Annotated in this window: 16 protein-coding genes and 2 pseudogenes; all 18 read right to left on the bottom strand. The window is 42.1% G+C overall.

Features of this window, described 5'->3' with window-relative positions; translation table 11 throughout:
- Positions 1-4: 4 nt before the first annotated feature.
- Entirely contained in the window at positions 5-1387 is a 1383-nt protein-coding gene (locus O3629_RS08345) for an amino acid permease (RefSeq protein WP_371609017.1), read from the bottom strand.
- Positions 1388-1550: 163 nt separating this feature from the next.
- Positions 1551-1808 (bottom strand): DUF896 family protein, encoded by a 258-nt coding sequence (locus tag O3629_RS08340; RefSeq protein ID WP_003012632.1) that lies wholly within the window; start codon positions 1806-1808, stop codon positions 1551-1553.
- 33 nt (positions 1809-1841) lie between these two features.
- On the bottom strand, positions 1842-3878 hold the full coding sequence (gene glyS / locus O3629_RS08335) for a glycine--tRNA ligase subunit beta (protein ID WP_371609016.1): 2037 nt from the start codon (positions 3876-3878) through the stop codon (positions 1842-1844).
- Positions 3879-4159: 281 nt separating this feature from the next.
- Positions 4160-5077: a glycine--tRNA ligase subunit alpha gene (gene glyQ, locus O3629_RS08330; protein WP_002886077.1), complete on the bottom strand. Its 918-nt coding sequence runs from the start codon at positions 5075-5077 to the stop codon at positions 4160-4162.
- Positions 5078-5586: 509 nt separating this feature from the next.
- Complete coding sequence (locus tag O3629_RS08325) at positions 5587-10017, bottom strand: S8 family serine peptidase (protein WP_371609015.1); 4431 nt, start codon at positions 10015-10017, stop codon at positions 5587-5589.
- Positions 10018-10285: 268 nt separating this feature from the next.
- Positions 10286-11128 carry an aldo/keto reductase gene (locus tag O3629_RS08320; RefSeq protein WP_371609014.1) on the bottom strand — a complete coding sequence of 281 codons (843 nt, stop codon included), beginning with the start codon at positions 11126-11128 and terminating at the stop codon, positions 10286-10288.
- Complete coding sequence (locus O3629_RS08315) at positions 11125-11343, bottom strand: hypothetical protein (protein WP_003018530.1); 219 nt, start codon at positions 11341-11343, stop codon at positions 11125-11127. The genes O3629_RS08320 and O3629_RS08315 overlap by 4 nt, the downstream gene beginning before the upstream one ends.
- Before the next feature lie 131 nt (positions 11344-11474).
- A complete protein-coding gene (gene nagA / locus O3629_RS08310) occupies positions 11475-12632 on the bottom strand; it encodes an N-acetylglucosamine-6-phosphate deacetylase (protein ID WP_042760248.1) in 1158 nt (385 codons plus the stop codon).
- 153 nt (positions 12633-12785) lie between these two features.
- Positions 12786-14417: a Na/Pi cotransporter family protein gene (locus O3629_RS08305; RefSeq protein ID WP_037608308.1), complete on the bottom strand. Its 1632-nt coding sequence runs from the start codon at positions 14415-14417 to the stop codon at positions 12786-12788.
- Positions 14418-14866: 449 nt separating this feature from the next.
- Positions 14867-15217 (bottom strand): 30S ribosome-binding factor RbfA, encoded by a 351-nt coding sequence (gene rbfA / locus O3629_RS08300; protein ID WP_003003976.1) that lies wholly within the window; start codon positions 15215-15217, stop codon positions 14867-14869.
- A 73-nt stretch (positions 15218-15290) separates the two neighbouring features.
- Positions 15291-17786, bottom strand: a pseudogene (infB, locus tag O3629_RS08295) (translation initiation factor IF-2); the annotation flags it as partial.
- 95 nt (positions 17787-17881) lie between these two features.
- Positions 17882-18005 (bottom strand): annotated as a pseudogene (locus tag O3629_RS08290) (translation initiation factor IF-2 N-terminal domain-containing protein); the annotation flags it as partial.
- Positions 18006-18021: 16 nt separating this feature from the next.
- Positions 18022-18321: a YlxQ-related RNA-binding protein gene (locus O3629_RS08285; protein WP_003010399.1), complete on the bottom strand. Its 300-nt coding sequence runs from the start codon at positions 18319-18321 to the stop codon at positions 18022-18024.
- A complete protein-coding gene (gene rnpM, locus O3629_RS08280; RefSeq protein ID WP_003010401.1) occupies positions 18314-18610 on the bottom strand; it encodes an RNase P modulator RnpM in 297 nt (98 codons plus the stop codon). Before rnpM ends, O3629_RS08285 begins: the two co-directional genes overlap by 8 nt.
- Before the next feature lie 14 nt (positions 18611-18624).
- Positions 18625-19767, bottom strand: a complete 1143-nt coding sequence (gene nusA, locus O3629_RS08275) for a transcription termination factor NusA (protein WP_031575236.1) — start codon at positions 19765-19767, stop codon at positions 18625-18627.
- A 44-nt stretch (positions 19768-19811) separates the two neighbouring features.
- Positions 19812-20291 carry a ribosome maturation factor RimP gene (rimP, locus tag O3629_RS08270; RefSeq protein WP_021154518.1) on the bottom strand — a complete coding sequence of 160 codons (480 nt, stop codon included), beginning with the start codon at positions 20289-20291 and terminating at the stop codon, positions 19812-19814.
- 97 nt (positions 20292-20388) lie between these two features.
- Positions 20389-21024, bottom strand: a complete 636-nt coding sequence (gene trmB, locus O3629_RS08265; protein ID WP_024056398.1) for a tRNA (guanosine(46)-N7)-methyltransferase TrmB — start codon at positions 21022-21024, stop codon at positions 20389-20391.
- The gene (gene ccrZ / locus O3629_RS08260) at positions 21021-21815 is read right to left on the bottom strand and encodes a cell cycle regulator CcrZ (protein ID WP_003003852.1); all 795 of its coding nucleotides are present in this window, start codon (positions 21813-21815) and stop codon (positions 21021-21023) included. Before ccrZ ends, trmB begins: the two co-directional genes overlap by 4 nt.
- Between the last annotated feature and the right edge of the window lie 38 nt (positions 21816-21853).

The following is a 21853-nucleotide window of genomic DNA, read 5'->3' as shown; positions in this document are numbered from 1 at the left end:
CGGTTTATTGATTATGTTTCCAATTGCTGTAAATCCCAAAAAGAATGATCCAGATGGTTGCTCCAATCGCTCCAATGTATGTTGATTCTTGCAAGAAGAGACAAACGAATACAAAGAGGAAGAAAACAATGGTTAATGGATTCAACACTTTATAGGCTGGCATGACAAAACCATCTGGCATAAATTCTTTCGATTTACGGTACTTAAGATGGGCAAGCATAGTCAAAATGTAAATAGCAATGTAGACACCAGAAGAAGATGCCGTAATCAAGGCAAAGGCATCTGAGACACCTGGCAAGACATTGATAAAGGCTGAAACAGCAACCACAATCGCAGAAAAAATAATCGCGCGACTTGGAATCCCCATACGAGATAAGCTATTCAGTTTCAAACGATTCATCACTTTGCTGTTTGGTGTTTCTTTTGCAATCTGGTACAAGTGACGCCCTGTTGAATAGAGGGTGGAATTCAAGGAAGATGCAGCAGCTGTCAGTACGACAAAATTAATCAATCCTGCTGCCCACTTGATTCCTACCATCTGAAAGACTGTTACAAACGGTGATTTATTGACAGGAAGCTGTTGCCAAGGGAAAATAGCCATAATCGCCAACAAAGCCCCTACATAAAAAATCACAATTCGGATTGGAATTTCTTTAATAGCTTTTGGCAATACTTGGCGGGGATTAGCTGTTTCAGAAGTAGTGATTCCAACAAACTCGATCGCTTGATAAGCAAAGAAGACCATTTGGAAGGCCATGACGAACTTGACCCAACCATTTGGAAACATTTGAAAACCATTGGTAATATTGGTTAAGCTAGCGTGTCCAGCTGGTGTTTCAAAGTTCGTCGTCACCATAAAGATCCCTGTTGCGATCAAGGCTAAAATAGTGACAATCTTGATCATTCCAAACCAGAATTCAACCTCTCCAAAAACCTTCACAGCGATCAAGTTTACACAACTTAAGAGCGCTAAAAAGATAATTTGAATCTGCCAGGCTGGCCAATTTGGAAACCAAAGCTGGACATAGTTGGAAACAGCGGTGATCTCTGCCATTCCCAAAAATACCAAGGAGACCCAATAGGACCATCCTGAAAAATAACCCCAACCTTTTCCTATATACTTGGTGATAAAATTGATAAAGGTGTGTTGATCAGGGTCCATATAGAGCATTTCTCCGATTGCCCGCATCATCAAGTACATGAAGGCGCCAGTCAGCATATAGACTAAAATAATAGAGGGCCCTGTCAAAGAAAGGGAACGACCGGCTCCAAGAAAGAGTCCTGTCCCGATGGTTCCTGCAATAGCGATCAGCTGAACATGCCGATTTTGCAGACCACGAACCATCCCATTTTCGGTTTCTTCACCAGGATGATGTTTTTTTGACATATAATTACTCCAATTCTTTTTCTGTACATTTTCAGAAAAGTATACTTCAAATTTTCATACAATCTACTATACCATGTTTTTAAAAATTGGTCAATCCAGTCCAGAATATTCTGAATTTTATAGATTAAAAAGAGTGCTGAAATCTCTTCCAGCACTCTTTTGCTTATGAATTAGGGTCATCGAGACTACGGCCATGCAAACCTTTTTCACGTTGCACTTGGCGTAGTTTCTCAGGTGTTACATCGTTACCTTCTTCATCCACAATTTTGATCCCTTCGATGTGGTGACGAACCGAACGACGATAACCTTCAATGTATTCTTCACGTAGTTTTGCTTGTTCCACTGCTTCTTCAGGAGTCAAACCTTCTGTTTTTTTCTTTTTAGCAAGCTCATTGATCCGAGCGATTTTTTCAGGTGTCATAATAAAACCTACTTTCTACCTGTCATCAGGTACTTATTTTGTGTTCAATTGGTTGAAGGCTGCAACAGCGTTAGCTTTCGCTACAAGGCCTGCAAGAAGGGCCAAACGGTTGTTTTTAACCGCCTCATCTTCTGCCATCACCATAGTATTGTCAAAGAAGGCATCAATGACTGGGCTAAGAGCAAAGAGTTGAGTCAATTTGTCACTAGCTGCACCAGTCAATTCAAGCTCTTCAATTGCTTTAGCAAGAGCTTTTTCTTGATCATTTTCAAAGAGACTGGCATCGACCGCTACTGAAGCATCTGCTTTTTCTGCCAAGTTGAAAGCACGTGAGAGGGATTCAACAGCTGCCTTGTAACCATCCGTCTTCATAGCTTCTGAGAGAGCGTCAGCTACTTCCAACATATCTGCCACGACAAAGTTTGAACCAGCAAGAACAGCGTCTTTGATATCTTTTGCTGTGCGTCCCATCATCTTGTCCACACGCGCCTTGATGAAGTTGAGCACTTCTGCTTGATTATCATAAGAAAGGCTATCAAATGAAAGAGCGTAAAGGCTGTCAATCAACTCATCCATAGGGATATGCCAGCCAAAGGCATCCAAGATACGGACAATCCCTTGTGTTGCACGACGAAGCGCATAAGGGTCATTGGAACCTGATGGAATCAAGCCTACTGAGAAGAAGGAAAGGAGGGTATCCAATTTATCTGCAAGGGCAAGGATGGCACCAACCTTAGTCTCTGGAAGGGCTCCGTCTGCTGAATCAGGAAGGTAGTGCTCACGGATAGCTGTCGCTACCGCAGCATCTTCACCAGCAAGGAGGGCGTATTTTTCACCCATGATTCCTTGCAATTCATCGAACTCTCCGACCATACCCGTCAAGAGGTCAAATTTGTAGATTTCAGCTGCACGAGCGACGGCTGCTCTTTCTTCAGCTGTCAAACCAGCTTGCTCAGCTAGTGACGCTGCAATGACACCAGCACGCGCCATGTGTTCTGAAAGAGAACCAATTTTTTCATGGAAGGTCACGTGTGCCAATTTAGCAACCAGGTCTTCAATCTTAAGTTTTTGGTCTTCACGCCAGAAGAATTCACCATCTTCAAGACGTGCCACCAAGACTTTTTCATTTCCTCGAACGACATTTTCCAAGTGCTCAGCGTTCCCATTACGGACGGAGATGAAGTTTGGTTTCAGCTGACCATCAAGGTCACGTACAACAAAGTAACGTTGGTGTGTTTCCATTGATGTCACCAAAACCTCTTCTGGAACGTCTAAATATTTAGTGTCAAAACTTCCCATAAAGGCAGTTGGGTATTCGACCAAGTTCAAGACTTCATTCAAAAGGCCTTCTTCGATTTGAACTTGAACACCTTGTTCTGCTTCGATAGCCTTGATTTGCTCACGAATCATGTTTTCACGTTCTTTGCTATCCGCAATCACGTAAACGGTACGAAGGTCTTCTTCATAAGAATCCGCATTGGTAATTTCCACTTCATGTCCAAGGAAACGGTGTCCACGACTCACACGTCCTGACTGGATATCCAAGAAATTAAGGTCAAGCGCTTCATCACCCAAAAGAACGATCAAGGTGTGAACTGGGCGAATGTATTCAAAGGTGTTGTTAGCCCAGTGCATGCTAACAGGGAAGGTCATTGAAGCAAGCACTTCTGGAAGGCCAGCCAAGACTTCTTTGGCAGGTTTTCCAGCTTCGTGCTTCGTAACATAAACGTACTCTTCCCCTTTGACTTCGCGGAATTCAATATCGTCAACCGTCAAACCTTTCCCACGGACGAATCCTTGGGCCGCTTTTGAGAAGTTTCCATCTGCATCCAAGGCGATTTTCTTAGAAGGTCCTTTAAAAACTTCGGTCAAATCTGTTTGTTGATCCGCCAAACCAATGACACGGACAGCCAAACGGCGTGGTGTTGAGAAGGTTTGAATGCTTTCGTATGAAAGTCGGTTGTCATCCAAGAAGGCTGCCATTTTCTCACCGAGTTGTTTTTCACTTGGTGTGACAACGTAGGCTGGCAACTCTTCAAGTCCAAGTTCTACTAATAAGTTTTTTGTCATGTTTTTTCCTTTACAAAATTCTTCTTTTTGATAGGCACCTTAGGTACTGGGGACGTCGCTAACTAACTTTGTGAGACTGTTGGAAATCTTCTGTCTCCTTGACATCGATTTCCAACAGTCTCATCAAAGTGGATTTAGCCAACTGATTTTTGAACCTAACGTTTCAAAAATCCCCATATAGCAGTACAGCGGTGCCTATCCCTTTAGCAAGTCTCCGACTTGCCTCTGGGTAGCCGTACGGGCTCACTTTGTTTGCCCATTTTCCATTCTTGTAACTCTTTTTATTCTTCCTCTTCTGCTAGGAGTTTGGCGCGTGTGGCTTCGTCAAGAAGTGGGTAACCGAGTTTCTTGCGTTCTGCGACGAAGGTTTTGGCTACGACACGGGCCAAGTTACGGATGCGGGCAATGTAACCGGCACGTTCTGTAACGGATACTGCTCCACGTGCATCAAGCAAGTTGAAGGTGTGTGAACATTTCAAAACGTAGTCATAGGCAGGGTGAACAAGGCCTAATTCCAAAGCACGCCCTGCTTCTTTTTCAAATTTTTCGAAGTTTTCAAGAAGCATATCTTGGTCAGAAACTTCAAAGCTATATTTTGAGTGTTCATATTCTGGTTGAAGGAAGATTTCTCCGTATTTAACGCCTGGAGCCCACTCAATATCATAAACTGAGTCTACTTCTTGGATGTAAGAAGCCAAACGTTCCAATCCGTAAGTGACCTCAGAAGTTACTGGGCCAGTTGCCAAACCACCAACTTGTTGGAAGTAGGTGAACTGAGTGATTTCCATACCGTCCAACCAAACTTCCCAACCAAGACCAGCTGAACCAGTTGATGGATTTTCCCAGTTATCTTCAACGAAACGGATATCGTGCTCCAAAGGATTGATCCCCAATTTTTCCAATGACTCAAGGTAGAGCTCTTGGATGTTTGATGGTGATGGTTTCATCACCACTTGGAATTGGTGGTGTTGGTAAAGACGGTTTGGGTTTTCCCCGTAACGACCGTCCGCTGGACGACGAGATGGCTCTACATAAGCCGCATTCCATGGCTCAGGACCAATGGCACGAAGGAAAGTGTAAGGACTCATGGTTCCCGCACCTTTTTCATTATCATAAGCCTGCATGAGCATACAACCCTGGTCATTCCAGTATTGTTGCAAAGTAAGGATGATTTCCTGGAAAGTCAATTTTTTAGACATTATTTACTCCTTTTTCTATAATTTCTTGCGACACGAGTCTGCCTCGTCAATCGTACGGGGCAAGACGAGTTAGTACTGCGTTTAGCTCAGGCACCCTAGTGCTGAGCGTGGGGCAGTCCGACTGTAAGGAGCTCTCTGCCACTGACGCAGTGAAAGGTTAGTTTTTTTGACATTGAATACTCCTTATTCATAAAGTTTCTTGTGACTCAGGATACAAAAAGAACCGTGTCCTCGCTCCTAAGTCTGTGACCTAGGGGCGTCAGAAACGCGGTTCCACCCTAATTTATTACTTCATTTTATTTTACTTTACTCAGATTTTTACTGAGAGAAAGCGCCACTTGCTTACCTTGCTCTACTTGGCTCTCACTATCCCAAGCTCGCTAGAAAAACGCCGTAAGCCCTTCTTTCTTGACTAGTATTATAGCAGATTTTTAGTGACTTGTAAATTAAAATCCGCATGAAACAATCGTTTCATACGGATTTTAGGCTAACAAACAAGGTTGTTTTTCTTATGGACGTCTCGCAGCTTTTGGTTTTTTACCATGAAGTTTTTTCTTGGCATTCTTCAAGGCTGTCAAAGCATCTTTCACATCTTGTTGGCTTGCTCCTGGATTTGAAAGGATGGTTTGTGCATCCTTGAAGGCTGCTAGGTAAGCTTCTTTTTCTTCATTTCCAGCATAGATGAATTTCGCATTCTTTTCTTGGAACTTCAATTCTTCCTTGATGTATTTTTCAAGGCTTGAAAAATCAGTTGCTTTCCCGTTTAATTTTCCTTCCGCACGGCTAAGCTCAGCAAGTGCTTGATTGATTTGTTCTTGTTTCACAGTTGGATCAACTGCAAGCAAGGCTACTGTTTGGAAAGCACGATCGTAGTCGCGACGTACTTTTTCTTTGGCATTGGCATAACGACCAGTTTTAGTCGTAGCATCGTAAGCCTGCATCGCTTCTTTTAAGGCCGCAACGTTTGAAACTTTCCCATCCAAAGCTTGGCTAGCAGCTTCAAGACTAGCTAGAGCTTGGTTGACTTGCTCTTGACTAACCTTGTTGGTCAAGGCTGCTTGGGCAGCTTGCAAAGCTTGATCATAGGCTTCCTTCTTATCCGCACTGGCATTGAAGTATTGCGCTGTCTTTGTAACATCTGCTTGGTTGTTCAAAGCAGCCAAGAGATTCACTTTTGAGATTACTCCAATACGATAATTGTTGTTACGCCCTGCGACAACTGAGATCACTGGTGCTTCCTCAGCTAGTTCATAGCCTGTAGGAAGAGTTGCAACCAAGGTATATTGACCAGTTGCTACAGATTTACCAAAGCCATTTTTACCATATTTTTCAGCAGGCAAGACAAAGTTTTCACCATCTGCCCCTTTTAATACGATCGTAGCTGCTTTTGAAACCGGTTGATCAAAGCTGATGCTAACTGGTGCATATTCTAAAGTATTGGCAAGGAAAGCGATCGTTTGGAAACTATTATCCTCTGTCAAATCAAATTCTTGTGTCAAGCTGCTGACAAATTTCACTTCTGTACGATCATACGTAAAGATTTCTGCAGTATAATGACCAAAGTTCAAGAAGTTAATATCTTTTGTCTTATCAACTGACACATATTGACCATTACTATCTTTGATTCGGTAAACATACATAGTATCCAAATCTTTGTTCGTCTTAGCGTCACGAACAGCAATTTGAATCCGGCCACTATTTTGATCCCGAACTAAATCAGCTAGTGAAACATAGTCTACGTTCCCTGCAAAGTCCTCTACGTAGTAATAGATATTCTTCTTATCGATATTTTCAGGAAGATCGAAACTACCATCTGCATTCGCTTTAATGACATGGTAATTTTCAAGGGCACGTGTCCCATTCTTATCATCACTGGTTTGGACCATTGTTCCCTTATCATCAAATGGTGTGACGTAAACGAGTTTTTCAGATAAGATTCCGCCGTCTCCAACATCTTTGGCTTTACGAGCTACAAACTGTTGTGCCCCATCTTTAAAGCGAATATATCCAGATGTGATCACTGGTTTTTGGGTATCAACTTGAACCTTAAAGGTCGTTGATTGCTCTTCAGCACCAGGAACCATTGGTGTGTAACGAATGACATAATCATATAGACCATCTGCTACTGCATTCCCATTCGCATCAATACCATTCCAAGTAGTATTAGCTAATGTGTAGCTGCGTGGGTTCTTTTGGTCACCGTTGAAGAAGTTCTTACGATGGTCAGATGGAGTTCCTTCCCACAATGGATTTTTATGTTCCGTATCACTTGCTGCGTAGACCGTTGCATGAAGGTTTTCAATGTTTCTAAGGGCGACTGTCTTGTATTCAACGAGGTCTTTATTTCCATCTTCATTTGGCGAAATGGCAATGCGAACATTCCCATTCTCATCTAATTGAAGAGAATGTGTACCTTCCGCATTTTCTTCAATACCAAGAACTGTAATCCGACGACCATCTCGTTTTCCTTGTGTGAGGAGAAGGTCATTTTGCAGGGTAACAAGCGCAGAAACATTGGCACTAGAGGAGATATTCAAATCTTTTGGAACATGATAGTAGAAGCCATCTTTTCCTTCGCGAACCAAATCATAGATTGGTTTTTCAACAGCTGGAAGGTTTTGGAATTCTCCCTTGAATCCCATAAACGGCAAGCTGACCACATCCCCATCATCTGCCGGATCTACAAAGCGAACAAATCCTTCAAGGAAATAGCCGTTCGGCATTTCTTTGCTTAATTCTTCTGTGAATTTACTTGTATCGACTTTCACCGTAACCGTTTCAGAGCTATGTGCTTTCACGGTTACTTCAGGCCAAGCTGTTTCAGTCAATTTACGTGGACGGAGGGTAAATTTACCATCCTTCACTTCATCTGTGTCAGTATTCACCAACATTTTCAAGGTACGATCGGTATCTGAAATATTGTGAACCGTCACATCAAAGGTAAAGCTATCTCCAACATTTCCAAGAGTAACGCTTGGATAGTTGTTTTCACCAGTCACATACAAGTCTGTTGAAACGGCTGCAGCTGTGTCTACAACCCCTGCTCCTTGTTGACGTGGAGAAGTATAAACACCGGTTTCTTTATTAACATGTGGTTTAGCCGTAGACATAATCAAGGCTTTGACAGTTTCAGAAACTTGTTCTGGAGTCAATTCTGGATGGTTCTTCACAAGGTATTCTTTAACCAAGGCTGCCACACCTGCTACGTGAGGAGAGGCCATACTTGTACCACTCATATCCCCGTAGGTATTGTCATTTAAAGAAGAAAAGATATTCCCACCAGGTGCTGTGACATCTGGTTTCAACTGACCATCGGTTGTCACTCCCCAGCTTGAGAAATCAGACAATTGGTCTGCTTCTGGAGATGGACGGTTAGCCATGGTATTGTTAAAGACAACTTTGTAAGATCCAGCTTTAAGAGCTTCCCCATAGCGTTTTGAAATGAAGACAGATGGAATTTTCTTAGCATCCCCATCAATTGCCATTCCAAGATTAGATCCTTCCACATTATTGTAGACCAAAGCTCCTGCTGCACCATGATGGAAGGCATTGGCAATCTTTTCTGAGAATGGAATTTCCCCACGTTGGATTAAGGCCAATTTACCGGTAAGGTCTAGATCTTTAAAATCATCTTCTTTCCCAAGACCAACTGATACATATTCGTACTCTTTGCCTTTTTCAAAATCAGCATCTGCAGCAGATTTACTGTAATCAAATTTTCCGTTATCCGCTTCTGCATTGCCTTCCAAACCTTTGACTTCAAAAACTTCTGTTGTAATGATGTTGTTATTGATAGAAGCAACAGAGATAGAGTCCTCTACCGTTGATGGATTTCCAACCAAACCGTAATCTGGATTTTCTGCTGCTGGTCTAGAATAACCATTCCCAAAAGTATTGCTATTTCCTGCAGAGATTAGGACAGATACCCCTTTAGCACGCGCTCGTTTAATGGCATCCACAATATCTGAATCAGCATTGACCATAGAACCAGTAGTAGATCCAAGACTCATATTGATGGTATCTGCACCAAGGGCTACAGCATCATCAATTGCTTTTACATAAAGAGCAGATCCCGTTGTTTTTTGACGATCTGAGAAGACACGCATAAACATAACTTGAGCTTCTGGTGCTACACCATAGATCTTTTCTCCGTTTCCTGCTTCTTTATCAGGATTCCCTGTCGCAATCCCTGTAACGTGCATCCCGTGAGAATCTCTTTCGGCCTCTTTAATATTGTCAGTACCATCAAAATAGTCATAAGCATAGACAACTTTGTCGTTGTACCATTTACCATAATCAATTCCTGCTGCTTTCTTAGCAGCTTCGATTTCTTCTTGGTTTTTAAACTTAGCTTTAGAAGGATCGGTAATCCGAAGAACCTCGTGGTTCACATCCAAGCCAGAATCAATGACGGCGACAACCATCCCTTCCCCTTTGTAGCCTTGCTTCCAGGTTTGTGGAACAGTAATAATCTCGTCACTTTCGATGCTTTGAGGTTTTTCAGCTGCCTCATGGCGATTCGTTGTTTCCGAACTTGTCGCAGTAGCCACTTCTGTCGCTTTTTCTACAGATTTTTCTACAGGTTTTTCCGCTACTTCCAGTTTTGTTTCTGGAACAGCAGCTGCCTCTTTCGGAGCTTCTGTTTTTTCAACTACAGCTGCTTCTGTTGTATGACTTGTCTTTTCAGCAACTGTTGCTTCATTTGCAACTGCTACTTTCTCACTAGCAACTGCTGTACTTGCTTCTGTTGCTTGTGAATGCTCTTCTTCAGCAGGTGCCTGTTGACTGTTTGCTACAAGCTGTGTCCCAGCGCTCGTTTGACCCGCTGTTTGTTCTTCTGCACTCGCTTGTGCAGATCCAAATACCAAAACAGCCCCTAATAAAACTGAGGCTACACCAAATTTGTATTTCCTTAATGAAAAACGCACTTGTCTATTCATAGAAACTCCCCTTTTATTTTAATAGTAACTATTATAACGCAAAATTATCTGAAAATTCATTCAAAAATGAATTGTAACACAATTGTAATATTTACGTATATTACTAGCTATTAATTTATTTTCGTTCGGAAAATTGTAAATTAGAATGGGAAAGTATTATAGAACATCTGTTTTTGTTGGAGTTTTAAAATTATTTAATCATTGAAAGGATTTTAAAAACCGAGAACGAAACTGTCCTCGGTTTTTATTAATGAATAGAAATTCCCTTTTAAAAATCTTTGGTGTCCGGATCTGGTGCACCTGCTTCAACCGGAAGATGGCGAAGGAGTTCCACATCATCTGCTGTCAATTCAAAATCAAAGCAATTTAAATTACTCGCAATCCGCTCAGGTGTAACCGATTTGGGCAATGGAAGGAAACCTTCTTGCAAACTCCAAGCCAAGGCTAGTTGAGCGACGGTCTTTCCATATTTAGTAGCCATTTCTTTTACTTGTTCATTTTGGAACAATTCTCCTTGGCCAAAAGGTCCCCAAGCCTCTAGTAAAATGCCATGCTTGCGACTTGCTGCAATGGCTTCACTTTGGTAAACCCCAGGTGCTAGACGAATTTGGTTCACAGCCGGAATGACCCGAGCTGTTCCAAGGAGGGCTTCCAAATGATGAGGCAGAAAATTGCTAATACCAATAGCCCGAACCTTGCCAGCAGCTAGCATATCTTCCATTGCTCGCCAAACCTCAGCATTTCGTTGTTTCCAAGCATCATTTTTTCGAAGTGATTTTGGATTTGGCCAATGAATCAAATAAAGATCCACATAGTCCAAGCCTAGTTTCTCAAGAGACTCTTCCAAAGCAGCTTGAGCGTCTTCATAGGTGTGATGAGTATTCCAAAGTTTGGTGGTAATAAACAGGTCTTCGCGCGCAAGACCACTGTCTTTAATGGCCCGACCCACACTCTCTTCATTCTGATAAATCGCAGCTGTATCGATATGGCGGTAACCTGCTTTTAAAGCAGCTAAGACAGCTTGATAGGCTTCTTCTCCATCTGCTGCTTTCCAGGTTCCAAATCCTAATACAGGAATCTCCACCCCATTATTTAAACGATAATTGTTCATTTTTTCTTTCCTTTCTTCGATTTCGGTTTCTTAGGCCCTCGAAGCTTGAGCTCTGGCTTAAAAATATTCTTCTTGGTTGGCTCCATCTTCTTGCTATAAAAACTATAGAGTAAAAATGCCCCACCAACAATCACAATAAAGATATTTTTTCTTACAATCCCATAGAGCAAGAAAAAAATTCCCATCAATAAAAAACGTATATCAATTGCCTTCATAAGCTACCTCACATTTCAATTCCCATTATAGCATGAAAAGACAGCATTCACAAAATTGCACTACCATCGGTAAACAAAAACCTCTCTAGGTATGACTTAGAGAGGAAGTATTCTATCTTCGATTCTTGAATCTAATTGGTAGCTTGGTAACGTTTGACCCCATCGAGATAGGTCGCAACCAGATCCAAATTTTGATCAAGCACGATGAAGTCCGCGTCATATCCTTCTCGAATTTGACCACAAACATCATCAATATGGACTGATTTTGCCGGATTGAGGCTGGCCATCATCACTGCTTCGTGAGGGTTAGCAATCCCCCACTCTACAACATTTTTTAATCCATCTTTCAATTTCAAGATTGAGCCAGCTAGATTACCAGTTGATTTCAAGCGAGCAGTCCCTTCAGCAACCACGACTGGGAATTCCCCAAGCATGTAGTCCCCGTCTTCTAAGCCCCCAGCTGTCATACAGTCCGTAATCAAGGCAACATTTTCTTTGCCTTTTTGTTTCATCAGGATATCACACGCTAGTGGATCCACGTGATGGCCATCACAGATCAACTCTGCTGTAGTATGAGGCAACTCATACATGGCACCAACCATACCGAGTTCACGGTGCGTCAAACCACGCATACCATTGTAGGCATGTACCCAGACACTCGCACCTGCATCAACCGCTTTTTTAGCTTCTTCAAAAGTAGCATTGGAGTGTCCCAGAGCGACAGTCACTCCTTCTCCTGTAATGGTCCGAACAAATTCTTCCACCCCTTCACGCTCGGGAGCAAGGGCAATCTTATTCAACAGACCATTGGCAGCTTTTTGCCAAGCCCGGAATTCTTCCATACTTGGATCCTTCATATAAGATGGGTTTTGAGCTCCCTTGTATTTTTCTGTAAAATAAGGGCCTTCAAAATAAATCCCGCGAATCTTAGCTCCTGTTGCTTCTTTGTATCGTGCACCGATATTTTCAGTTACTGCCAAAAGTTGTTCGTAAGAGGAAGTCAAGGTCGTAGGCAAAAAGCTCGTAACCCCTGTACTCAAGAGCCCTTCACTCATGGTATGGAGAGTGCCTTCGATATTATTATCCATCACATCTACCCCACCAAATCCGTGAATATGGGTATCTACGAGGCCAGGCGCAATGCTGTAACCAGAATAATCCAGCACATCCGCACCTTCTGGTAAGCTTTCCACATGTTTTCCAAACTTGCCATCAACAAGCTCCAAATAGCCTCCGCGGCGAACCCCATGTGGATAATAAAATTGATCTGCTTTAATATATGTAGACATAAAATCGTCCTTTCCATTGTAGGAACTGTGTTCCATTTATATTCATACATATTATAACGCTTTCACTTCCATTTGTAAATGGTCTAGACCTATTTTTGAATAGAATCCAACAAAAAACAGAGTAAGCTTCCTACTTACTCTGTTTGACGTTCCTTAAATTTGCTCGATTTGTACTTTTTCAGCGAGATTCATGGCATGGTCTGCAACACGTGTATAGTGAGAAATGATATCAATAAAGTTTACTCCGGCTTGAGGTGTACATTCGCCTTGGTTCAAACGACGAATATGGGTTTTCCGAAGTCTTTTCTCCAACTTTTCAATTGCCTCGTGACGTGCTACCAATTGGTTTGCAAGACTCACATCATTGTTCTCAACAGCTTTTAAGGCATCCTCTACAAATTGATGGGTTTGGTTGTAAATATCTTCCAATTCAGCCAAGGCCGCTTCTGAAAAGACCACTTTCTTACGAATTAAATAATCGGTCAGATTGATCAAGGCTTCCGCGTGATCTCCAATCCGCTCCAAATCCCGTGAAGAATCCAAGATATTGGTGAGAACTTCACTTTCTCTCGGACTCAAGGCTTCACTTGACAAACGAATCAGGTAGCGAGTCAAATCATCATCAATGGTATTGATGGCTTCTTCTGTCTTATGACCCTTTTCAGCTGTTTTCTCATTTTGATGAACAATATAATCATAAGAAAGATTAAAAGCTTTGTCTGCATATCCACCTAAATGAAGCAACTCTTTTTTCGCATTTCCAAGAGCAATCGAAGGCGCTTGGGTGATCAAGTTTTCATCCAAGTAGAGCGGTTCATATTTGACAACCTCATCCTCACCAGGAATCAGCTTGGTCACAAAGTATGCCAAAGCTCCAATGAATGGGAACTGGATGATGGTATTGGTTATATTAAAGGTTCCGTGAGCAAAGGCTATGGTCATTTCTGGGGATAAATGAAGAGTCGTTTCAAACCATTGAATCAAAGAGGTAAACGGAACAAGGAAGACAAGACAGATAATGGTTCCGATAACATTAAAGGCTACATGGGCACCTGCCACACGTTTGGCCGCAATATTAGCTCCCAAGGAAGCAATGATAGCTGTAATGGTCGTTCCGATATTATCACCAAAGAGAACTGGGAGGGCTCCTTTCAGGTCAATCAAATGACTAGCATAGAGATTTTGCAAGATACCAATGGTTGCAGAAGAGGCCTGAATCAAAAGTGTTAAGCCTGATCCAACAAAGACACCCAAGATAGGACTTTTACTTAACTGCACCATATAGTCACGAAAGACTTGCAAATCTTTAAGAGGTTCCATAGCCCCACTCATCAAGTTGAGGGCAAAGAAGATACCACCGACACCAAAAACGATTCGTCCAACATTATTAACCAAACGATTTTTGGTAAAGAAGAGACAAACCGCTCCGATAAAGAGCATGGGAAGAGCGTAGTCTCCTAATTTAAAACCAATGATAAAGGAGGTAATAGTCGTTCCAATATTGGCCCCCATAACAATACCAATAGCTTGACGGAGGGTTAGAAGTCCTGCACTCACCAGACCGACCGTAATCACTGTAACCCCTGAACTCGACTGAATCAAGGCAGTCATCCCAATCCCTACTAGAACCCCTAGAAAGGGATTACTCGTATATTTATCAATATAGTATCGAAGTCGATCTCCTGCAGCCTGTTGCAAGCCTTCTCCCATGGTTTTAATACTATAGAGAAAGAGCCCCAGGCCTCCCAAAAAGTTAAATACAATTTCCTGCCAGTTAATCGACATGTTCATTCCTCCAAATTTGAGATCAGAAATAAAACTCCTCTCCTATTGTAAAGGATAATTTCCAATCACACAAGAGATTTCTGTAAATTTCTATTATTTTTTGAAACCGTTTTTCCTTCTGTTTTATTTTCCTCGTTTTAAGAGCCAAAAAAAGAGGGTGGAAAATTTCCAACCCGAGACTGTAGACAAACTATTCTTTTTTATAAATCTAATAAATTCTATAAAAAGAAATGTTACTCGTTAGAGTGATTCAATCATCTACTGAAACTTTTCGTCGTGAGAAAAGTACCTGAAACTTAATAGTTTCAGGTACTCGGAATTATTGAGACCTTAGGCTCAATAATTAGTCATGGAACTTCGAAGAAGTTCGCTGACGTCCGTACTCACCTAAGGAAAGTTTCTAAGAAGACTTTGTCTTTCAATCTGGGCGTGGAAAATTTCCAACCTCTCTAGTCTTTGTTCAAATTGCGTAACATCTCATCGATCTTGTTACCGTATTCGATAGACTCGTCTTTGACAAAAGTAAGATCCGGAATCTTGTACAGTTTCAAATTCCGACCTAATTCACGCTTGATGGTTCCTGTTGCTTTTTCAAGGCCTGTCTGAGCCTTTTGATTGTCTGAAGCCAAATCACTCATAATTGAATAATACACTTTGGCCATAGACAAATCACCTAGCATTTGAACATCCGTAATAGTAACGCCTTGAACACGCGGGTCACGGACTTTCTTTTGTAAAATCTCATTGACTTCACGCTTGATTTCCATCCCTACTCGATCTGTCCGAAAATGACTTGCCATAGGAACTCCTTTCTGCTTTGTGTTTAAAAACTAGGAAATCAGAGAAAATTCCTCTTTTTTCCTAGTCAGCCTCTTATTTTTTAATTTCTTCCATGATGTAGGCTTCAATGGTATCGTCTGTCTTGATATCATTGTAGCCTTCAATCATCAATCCACCTTCACGACCATTTGTCACTTCTTTGACATCATCTTTGAAGTGTTTCAAGCTTGCAAGAGCACCGTCATAGATCACGACACCGTCACGAATGACACGGACTTTGGAATCACGTGTAACCTTACCACTAAGGACCATAAATCCACCAATGGTACCCACTTTAGAGACTTTAAAGGTTTCACGAATCACTGCTTCCCCGATGACTTTCTCTTCGAACTCAGGATCCAACATTCCCTTCATAGCATCTTCCATTTCTTCAATCACTTTGTAGATAATTGAGTGAAGACGGATTTCTACCTCATCAGCTTCAGCTTGTTGACGTGCTTGTGGCGTAGGGCGGACGTTAAATCCGATGATGAAGGCATTTGAAGCTTCTGCAAGGGTCACGTCTGATTCGTTGATAGCACCAACTGCTGAGTGAACGATGGTCACTTTCACACCTTCCACTTCAATCTTTTGAAGGGAGGCAGCAAGGGCTTCAACCGAACCTTGTACATCGGCTTTAATGATGACATTAACAGATTTCACTTCCCCAGCCTTCAAGGTATCAAAGAGATTTTCAAGGCTGACGCGGTTGGTTGCTTGACGTTGTTTCATCAGAGCACGTTTGGCACGTTCTTCACCCGCCGCACGCGCAGATTTTTCATCTTCGTAAACCGCGAAGTGGTCACCCGCCATTGGCGCTTCGTTCAAACCAGTGATAGAAACCGGAGTAGATGGTCCTGCAACCTTCACACGACGTCCAAGGTCATTGGTCATGGCACGGACACGTCCAAAGGTATTTCCAACAACAATTGGGTCTTGAACATTCAAAGTACCTTGTTGGACAAGAAGGGTCGCAACCGCACCTTTTCCTTTATCCAAACGAGCTTCAATAACGGTACCGATGGCACGAACGGTTGGGTCTGCTTTGAGCTCTTGGATTTCAGCTACAAGAAGGACAGTTTCCAAGAGTTCATCGATATTTTGGTTGAATTTGGCTGAGATTTCTACAAACTCAGAATCACCACCCCAGGCAGTTGACATAACACCGTGTTCAGCCAATTCACCGATGACACGTTCTGGGTTAGCACCTGGTTTATCAATCTTGTTAATAGCCACAATGATTGGAACATTGGCAGCTTTTGAGTGGTTGATGGCTTCGATGGTCTGTGGCATCACCCCGTCATCTGCAGCTACGACCAAGATGGTAATATCGGTAACAGAGGCACCACGTGCACGCATAGAAGTAAATGCCGCGTGTCCAGGTGTATCCAAGAAGGTAATCTTCTTGCCATTTTCCACGATTTGATAAGCCCCGATGTGCTGAGTGATTCCTCCCGCTTCACCTGTTGCTACACGTGAATTACGAAGGGTATCCAAAAGGGTAGTTTTACCGTGGTCAACGTGTCCCATGATGGTGACAACTGGTGGACGCTCTACCAACTCATCTGGATTCAAATAACCATCTTCAACGAAGAAGCGTTCGATATCGGCATTGTCCACTTCAACCTTTTTCTTGGCTTCAATTCCATAATCCACCATCAAGAGTTCAATCGTATCTCCATCCAGCGATTGATTTTGAGTCGCCATGACTCCCATCATAAAGAGTTTCTTGACGATTTCAGCCGGTTCACGCTTGATGCGTTTTGCGATTTCGGCAACCGTCATTCCATCCGTATACTCAAATTCACTTGGTAATTCATGGAATTTACGCTCTGTTACTGGTTTTGGAGCATCATTACGGTTGTTCTTTCCTTTTTTATTCTTCTTGTTGTTATTCCAGTTACTATTTCTCTGATTTCTCACTTGATTTTGACTATTTCGATTCCTTTGTTGTTTTCTTGGACCATCTTCTTCACGATCAAAATCATCGCGTTTCTTATCTGGTCGCGCTTGTTTCTTCCGACGTGTATCGACTTGAGCTGGAGCAGCAGCAACAGCTGGTTTTGTATGGTTCTCAACAGCTGGCTCCTGTACAGGTGCTTTCACTTCTGGTGCTTCTACCCGTTTCCGGCGCTGTTGACGTTCTTGTTCTGCTTTTGCAGCTTGTTGTTTGTAGCGATCTTCACTTCCACGTGCGTATTCAGCATTTTGTTCAGCTTTCAGTGCTGCTGCACGCGCTTTGAAATCAACTTTTGGTGCCACTTGGGGTTGTGCACTACGTCTTTGATCTGGTCGGTTATTGCGACGATCAGAACCTTGGTTTCGTTGTTCATTTCTCTCTTGTGGTCGTTGATTTCGGTTGTCACCATGACGCTGATTGTCCTTGCGATCGCGTTTTGGACGATTGTCTTGTTGTTTCCTACGTTCAGCCTGCTCTTTTGCACGCGCTTCTCGTTCCGCTTTAAAGTTACGACTCTTTGGTTTAGCAGCTGGCGTTACTGATTTTGTCTCAGTTGCTCCTTCTTTTTTGACGGGCGCTGCTTCTTTTTTCTCTGCGACAGCCGTTGCCTTGGCAGCCACTTCTGCTACTTTCTTTTCGACTGTTTCTTTTTTCGCTGCAAAGCTCTTGATCAACTTTTCAGCAACATCAGTATCGACACTAGATGCATGACTCTTGACGTCAAAACCTAATTCTTTCGCACGAGTGACGACTTCCTTACTTTCCTTGCCCAATTCTTTGGCAATTTCGTATAATCTTTTCTTAGACAATTGCTGTCCTCCTCTTCTATTCCATAAGAGACCTCATTTTCTTTGAAAATCCAGCATCTACAACAGCGACGACCTTACGGGCACGTCCAATTGCAGTGCTTAATTCTAGTGTTGAAAACACGGTAGATACTTGAACCTCATAATAGTGACCCTTATCTGTCACCTTTTTTGTCAGGTTACTAGCTGCATCATTTGCCAGAAAAACTAATTTAGCTTTTTCTTCCTGGATGGCTTTGATCACAAGTTCCTCTCCAGAAATGAGTTTTCCTGCTCTTTGCGCCAAGCCCAACAAATTACTTATCTTTTGCTTATTCAAGGCCTAACTCTCTTCTCTTCACCTTATGATCTACATAAGCGATCAATTCATCATAGAAAGCTTCTTCCACTTCCATATTAAAGCTACGATTAAAAACTTTCTTTTTCTTAGCAAGTGCCGCTTCTTCATTGTCTAGCTTGATGTAAGCACCTCGACCATTGGCTTTGCCAGTTGGATCGATAAAGACTTGTCCTTCTTTATTTTTGACAATGCGGAGCAAATCGCGCTTATCAATAATTTCATTTGAAACGACAGATTTTCTTAAAGGGATTTTTCTTGTTTTTACCATTTTCCCTCCCTCTCTTAATCGACTTGCTCTTCGTCACTTTCTACTTGGTCTTCAAAAGTTTCTTGAGCTGCTTCCATTTCTTCGAACTCACTAGCAGATTTGATATCGATGCGGTAACCAGTCAAATGAGCTGCCAAACGAACGTTTTGACCACGACGACCAATGGCAAGAGATAGTTTATTATCTGGAACCACAACGAGAGCATGTTTGCTATCTTCATCATCAAAAATAACTTGGTCCACTTCTGCAGGAGCGATCGCATTGTAGATAAATTCAGCTGGATCTGGAACCCATTCAATGACATCGATGTTTTCTTCTGTTGGAACCATACGGTCTAATTTTTGATCGTATCGAGCTGGGTGGAACTTGCTGGTAATCTTTTTAATATTCGATCCACCACGACCAACGATCGTTCCAATCGCATCTACGTTTGGATTATGGCTGCGAACCGCAACTTTTGTACGATCTCCAGCTTCACGCGCTACACTCATAATCTCAACAGTTCCATCATAGACTTCAGGAATTTCTTGTTCCATCAAACGTTTGATCATTTCAGGATGGCTTCGACTAACAAAGACATTGACACCACGTGGATTATCTTCTACCTTGTAGACAAAGACTTCAATCCGATCATGAGATTGGAACACTTCTCCTGGAATTTGATCTTGCTTAGACAATTGAGCTTCGATCGAACCAAGATTGACATAGATAAAACGATTATCAAAGCGCTCCACTGTTCCACTCATGATTTCATTTTCATGTTCTTTATAAGTGTTATAGGTGATGGTGCGCGTTTGCTTACGCATTTTTTCCATGATCGTTTGTTTAGCAGATTGAGCTGCTACACGACCAAATTCAGCTGGTGCTTCTTCAAACTTGATCTTGTCCCCCAACTCATAAGCAGAGCTAATGGCTAAGGCATCCTTCAAGCTGATTTCTAAGCGACTATCAAAGACTTCATCCACCACTTCACGAACCGTATAAACACGGAAATCTCCAGTTTTTTCATTGAATTCAATCGCTGCACTTTCTGATTGTCCATAACGACGGCGATAAGCTGAACGCAATGATTCTGTGACGGCTTCAATGATATCTTCTTTTTTGATCCCTTTGTCTTCTTCCAAAATGCGGAAGGCTTCTAGCATTTCTTTACTCATGTTTTTCTTGCCTCTATTATAAAGGCATCCTTTCTTTCATTCTGTTACAATTTTACAGCCAACCTTGCTTTGGACACAAGGTTATAAGGAATTTCTACAGTTTTCTTTCGTGTTTTATCCATATACTCAATGGTCAAAACATCCTCTTCAAAACCTACCAAGTTCCCCTCAAAAACCTTTTGTTTTTCAACAGCCTTATACAAGCTGATATTGACATACTTGCCAACAGCTCCCTCGAGTGCTTCCTTGGTTTTCAATGGTCTCTCCAGGCCAGGACTGGTAACTTCTAAAAAGTACTGTTCTGGAAATGGGTCTGGTTTGATTTGATCCAATAGCGGGCTAATGATTTCTGTCAAATCCGCTGTATCATTCAGTGTGATCCCTTCTGGTTTGTCTACGAAAATGCTTAAGACGTAGTCACCACCCATTTTGCCATATTCAACATCGACCAATTCAAATGGTTCCTTTATAGCTGGCTGAATCACTTCTGTTACTAAGTCAACAATCGTTGCGATGGTTGCCACCTCCTCATAGATAAGAGGCGAAGATATTTCCCCGCCTCTCCTTTTCTATTCATTTAATGTATTATAGCACGATTTCCCAATGATTGCAAGGAATATGCTAAAACTGTGCTTCTACACGGTAAATGACCTGGCCTTTACTTGAGAACTTCTTCTCATATTCCGTCATGACATTGCCCTCAAAGTCACTAGCATGAAGGTCTAACCAGACTCCCTTCAAAGTCATTCCATATTGCGAAAAACTCACCAAACTGTATTCAAACAAACCTCGGTTGTCTGTTTTAAAGTGAATCTCCCCATGTTCTGGAAGAATTTGCTTGAAGGTATCCAAGAAGGTCTTGTATGTTAAACGACGCTTCTCATGACGTTTCTTAGGCCAAGGATCTGAAAAATTCAGATAGAGTTGATCGATTTCTCCATCTTCAAAATAGTTGGTCAAGCTATCCCCGTCTACCCAAAGCAATTTAATATTAGGAACATCAGCTTCTAAGACCTTATCTAAAGCATAACTCAAGACTGATTTTTGAATATCAATTCCGATGTAGTTGATCTCTGGATTGGCCTTGGCCATCCCAGTAATAAAGGCCCCTTTTCCGCTACCCACTTCGATATGAATAGGATGGTCATTCCCGAAAATTTCATGCCATTTTCCCTTGGCATCTTCTGGATTTAGGACCACATATTGCGGGTTCGCTTCTAATAATTCAGTCGCTCCCTTGCGATTTCTAACTCTCATATTTCCTTTCCATATTTCAACCGGAAATTGCGCAGAGCATAGATCTCGCGATTGACATTTTCTAAATCATTATTTTCATAGTATTTAGCAATTTGGCACAAGAAAGAGTATTGACCAAACCAATAGAGTTTATCAAATACTTTTTGATTGTACTTGTAGCCATAATAGCCTAACCAATCGCGCCAATTAGAATCTGGGATATAGTGACTCAAGATATGCGCCACATCCAACATCCGGTCTGTCAAACGAACAGAGTCCCAATCGACTAGATAAATCAAGCCGCTCTCTGTCTCAATCCAGTTACTATGACGAACATCTCCGTGGACGATCGTCGCATAATCCTCCCGAAAGGCAGGCACTGTCTTACGTAAATTCTTTACGACTGATTGGATATAGTGGTTCTGACGTAGGGCAATTGGCAACCGGTTGCTCCAAGAATTGAGCAATTCTAATGGAGATTCCACAGGATAGCCAAGTTTTTTCAATTGGGTCATCAAAGGTCTAGAACGGTGCAATCTCGTTAAAATATTGACCACTTGTTTTTTTGACATCCCATTTGGCGTGAGAATTTCCCCATTCAACCATTCTTGGGCACTCATCACATTTCCATCTGGCAATCGTCGACTCCATAACAATTGAGGAGCAATCTGTTCTTTTGCTAGACCCGCAAGGATTGGGGTCGTATTCATTTTTACAAAAACGCGCCCACCATCTGGGTAGGTCCCCATGTAGGCCTTCCCACTCTTCCCAGGAATTGGGGTGAGGCTTAGCTCTTTTTCATTCGAGTCCATCTTTTCCTCCGTAAAAAGTTTCCAATCTATTTTACTAA

The organism is Streptococcus sp. 27098_8_12 (assembly GCF_041432115.1).
Classification (GTDB): Bacteria; Bacillota; Bacilli; order Lactobacillales; family Streptococcaceae; genus Streptococcus; species Streptococcus parasanguinis_V.
This window is presented reverse-complemented; position numbering and strand designations above follow the sequence as displayed.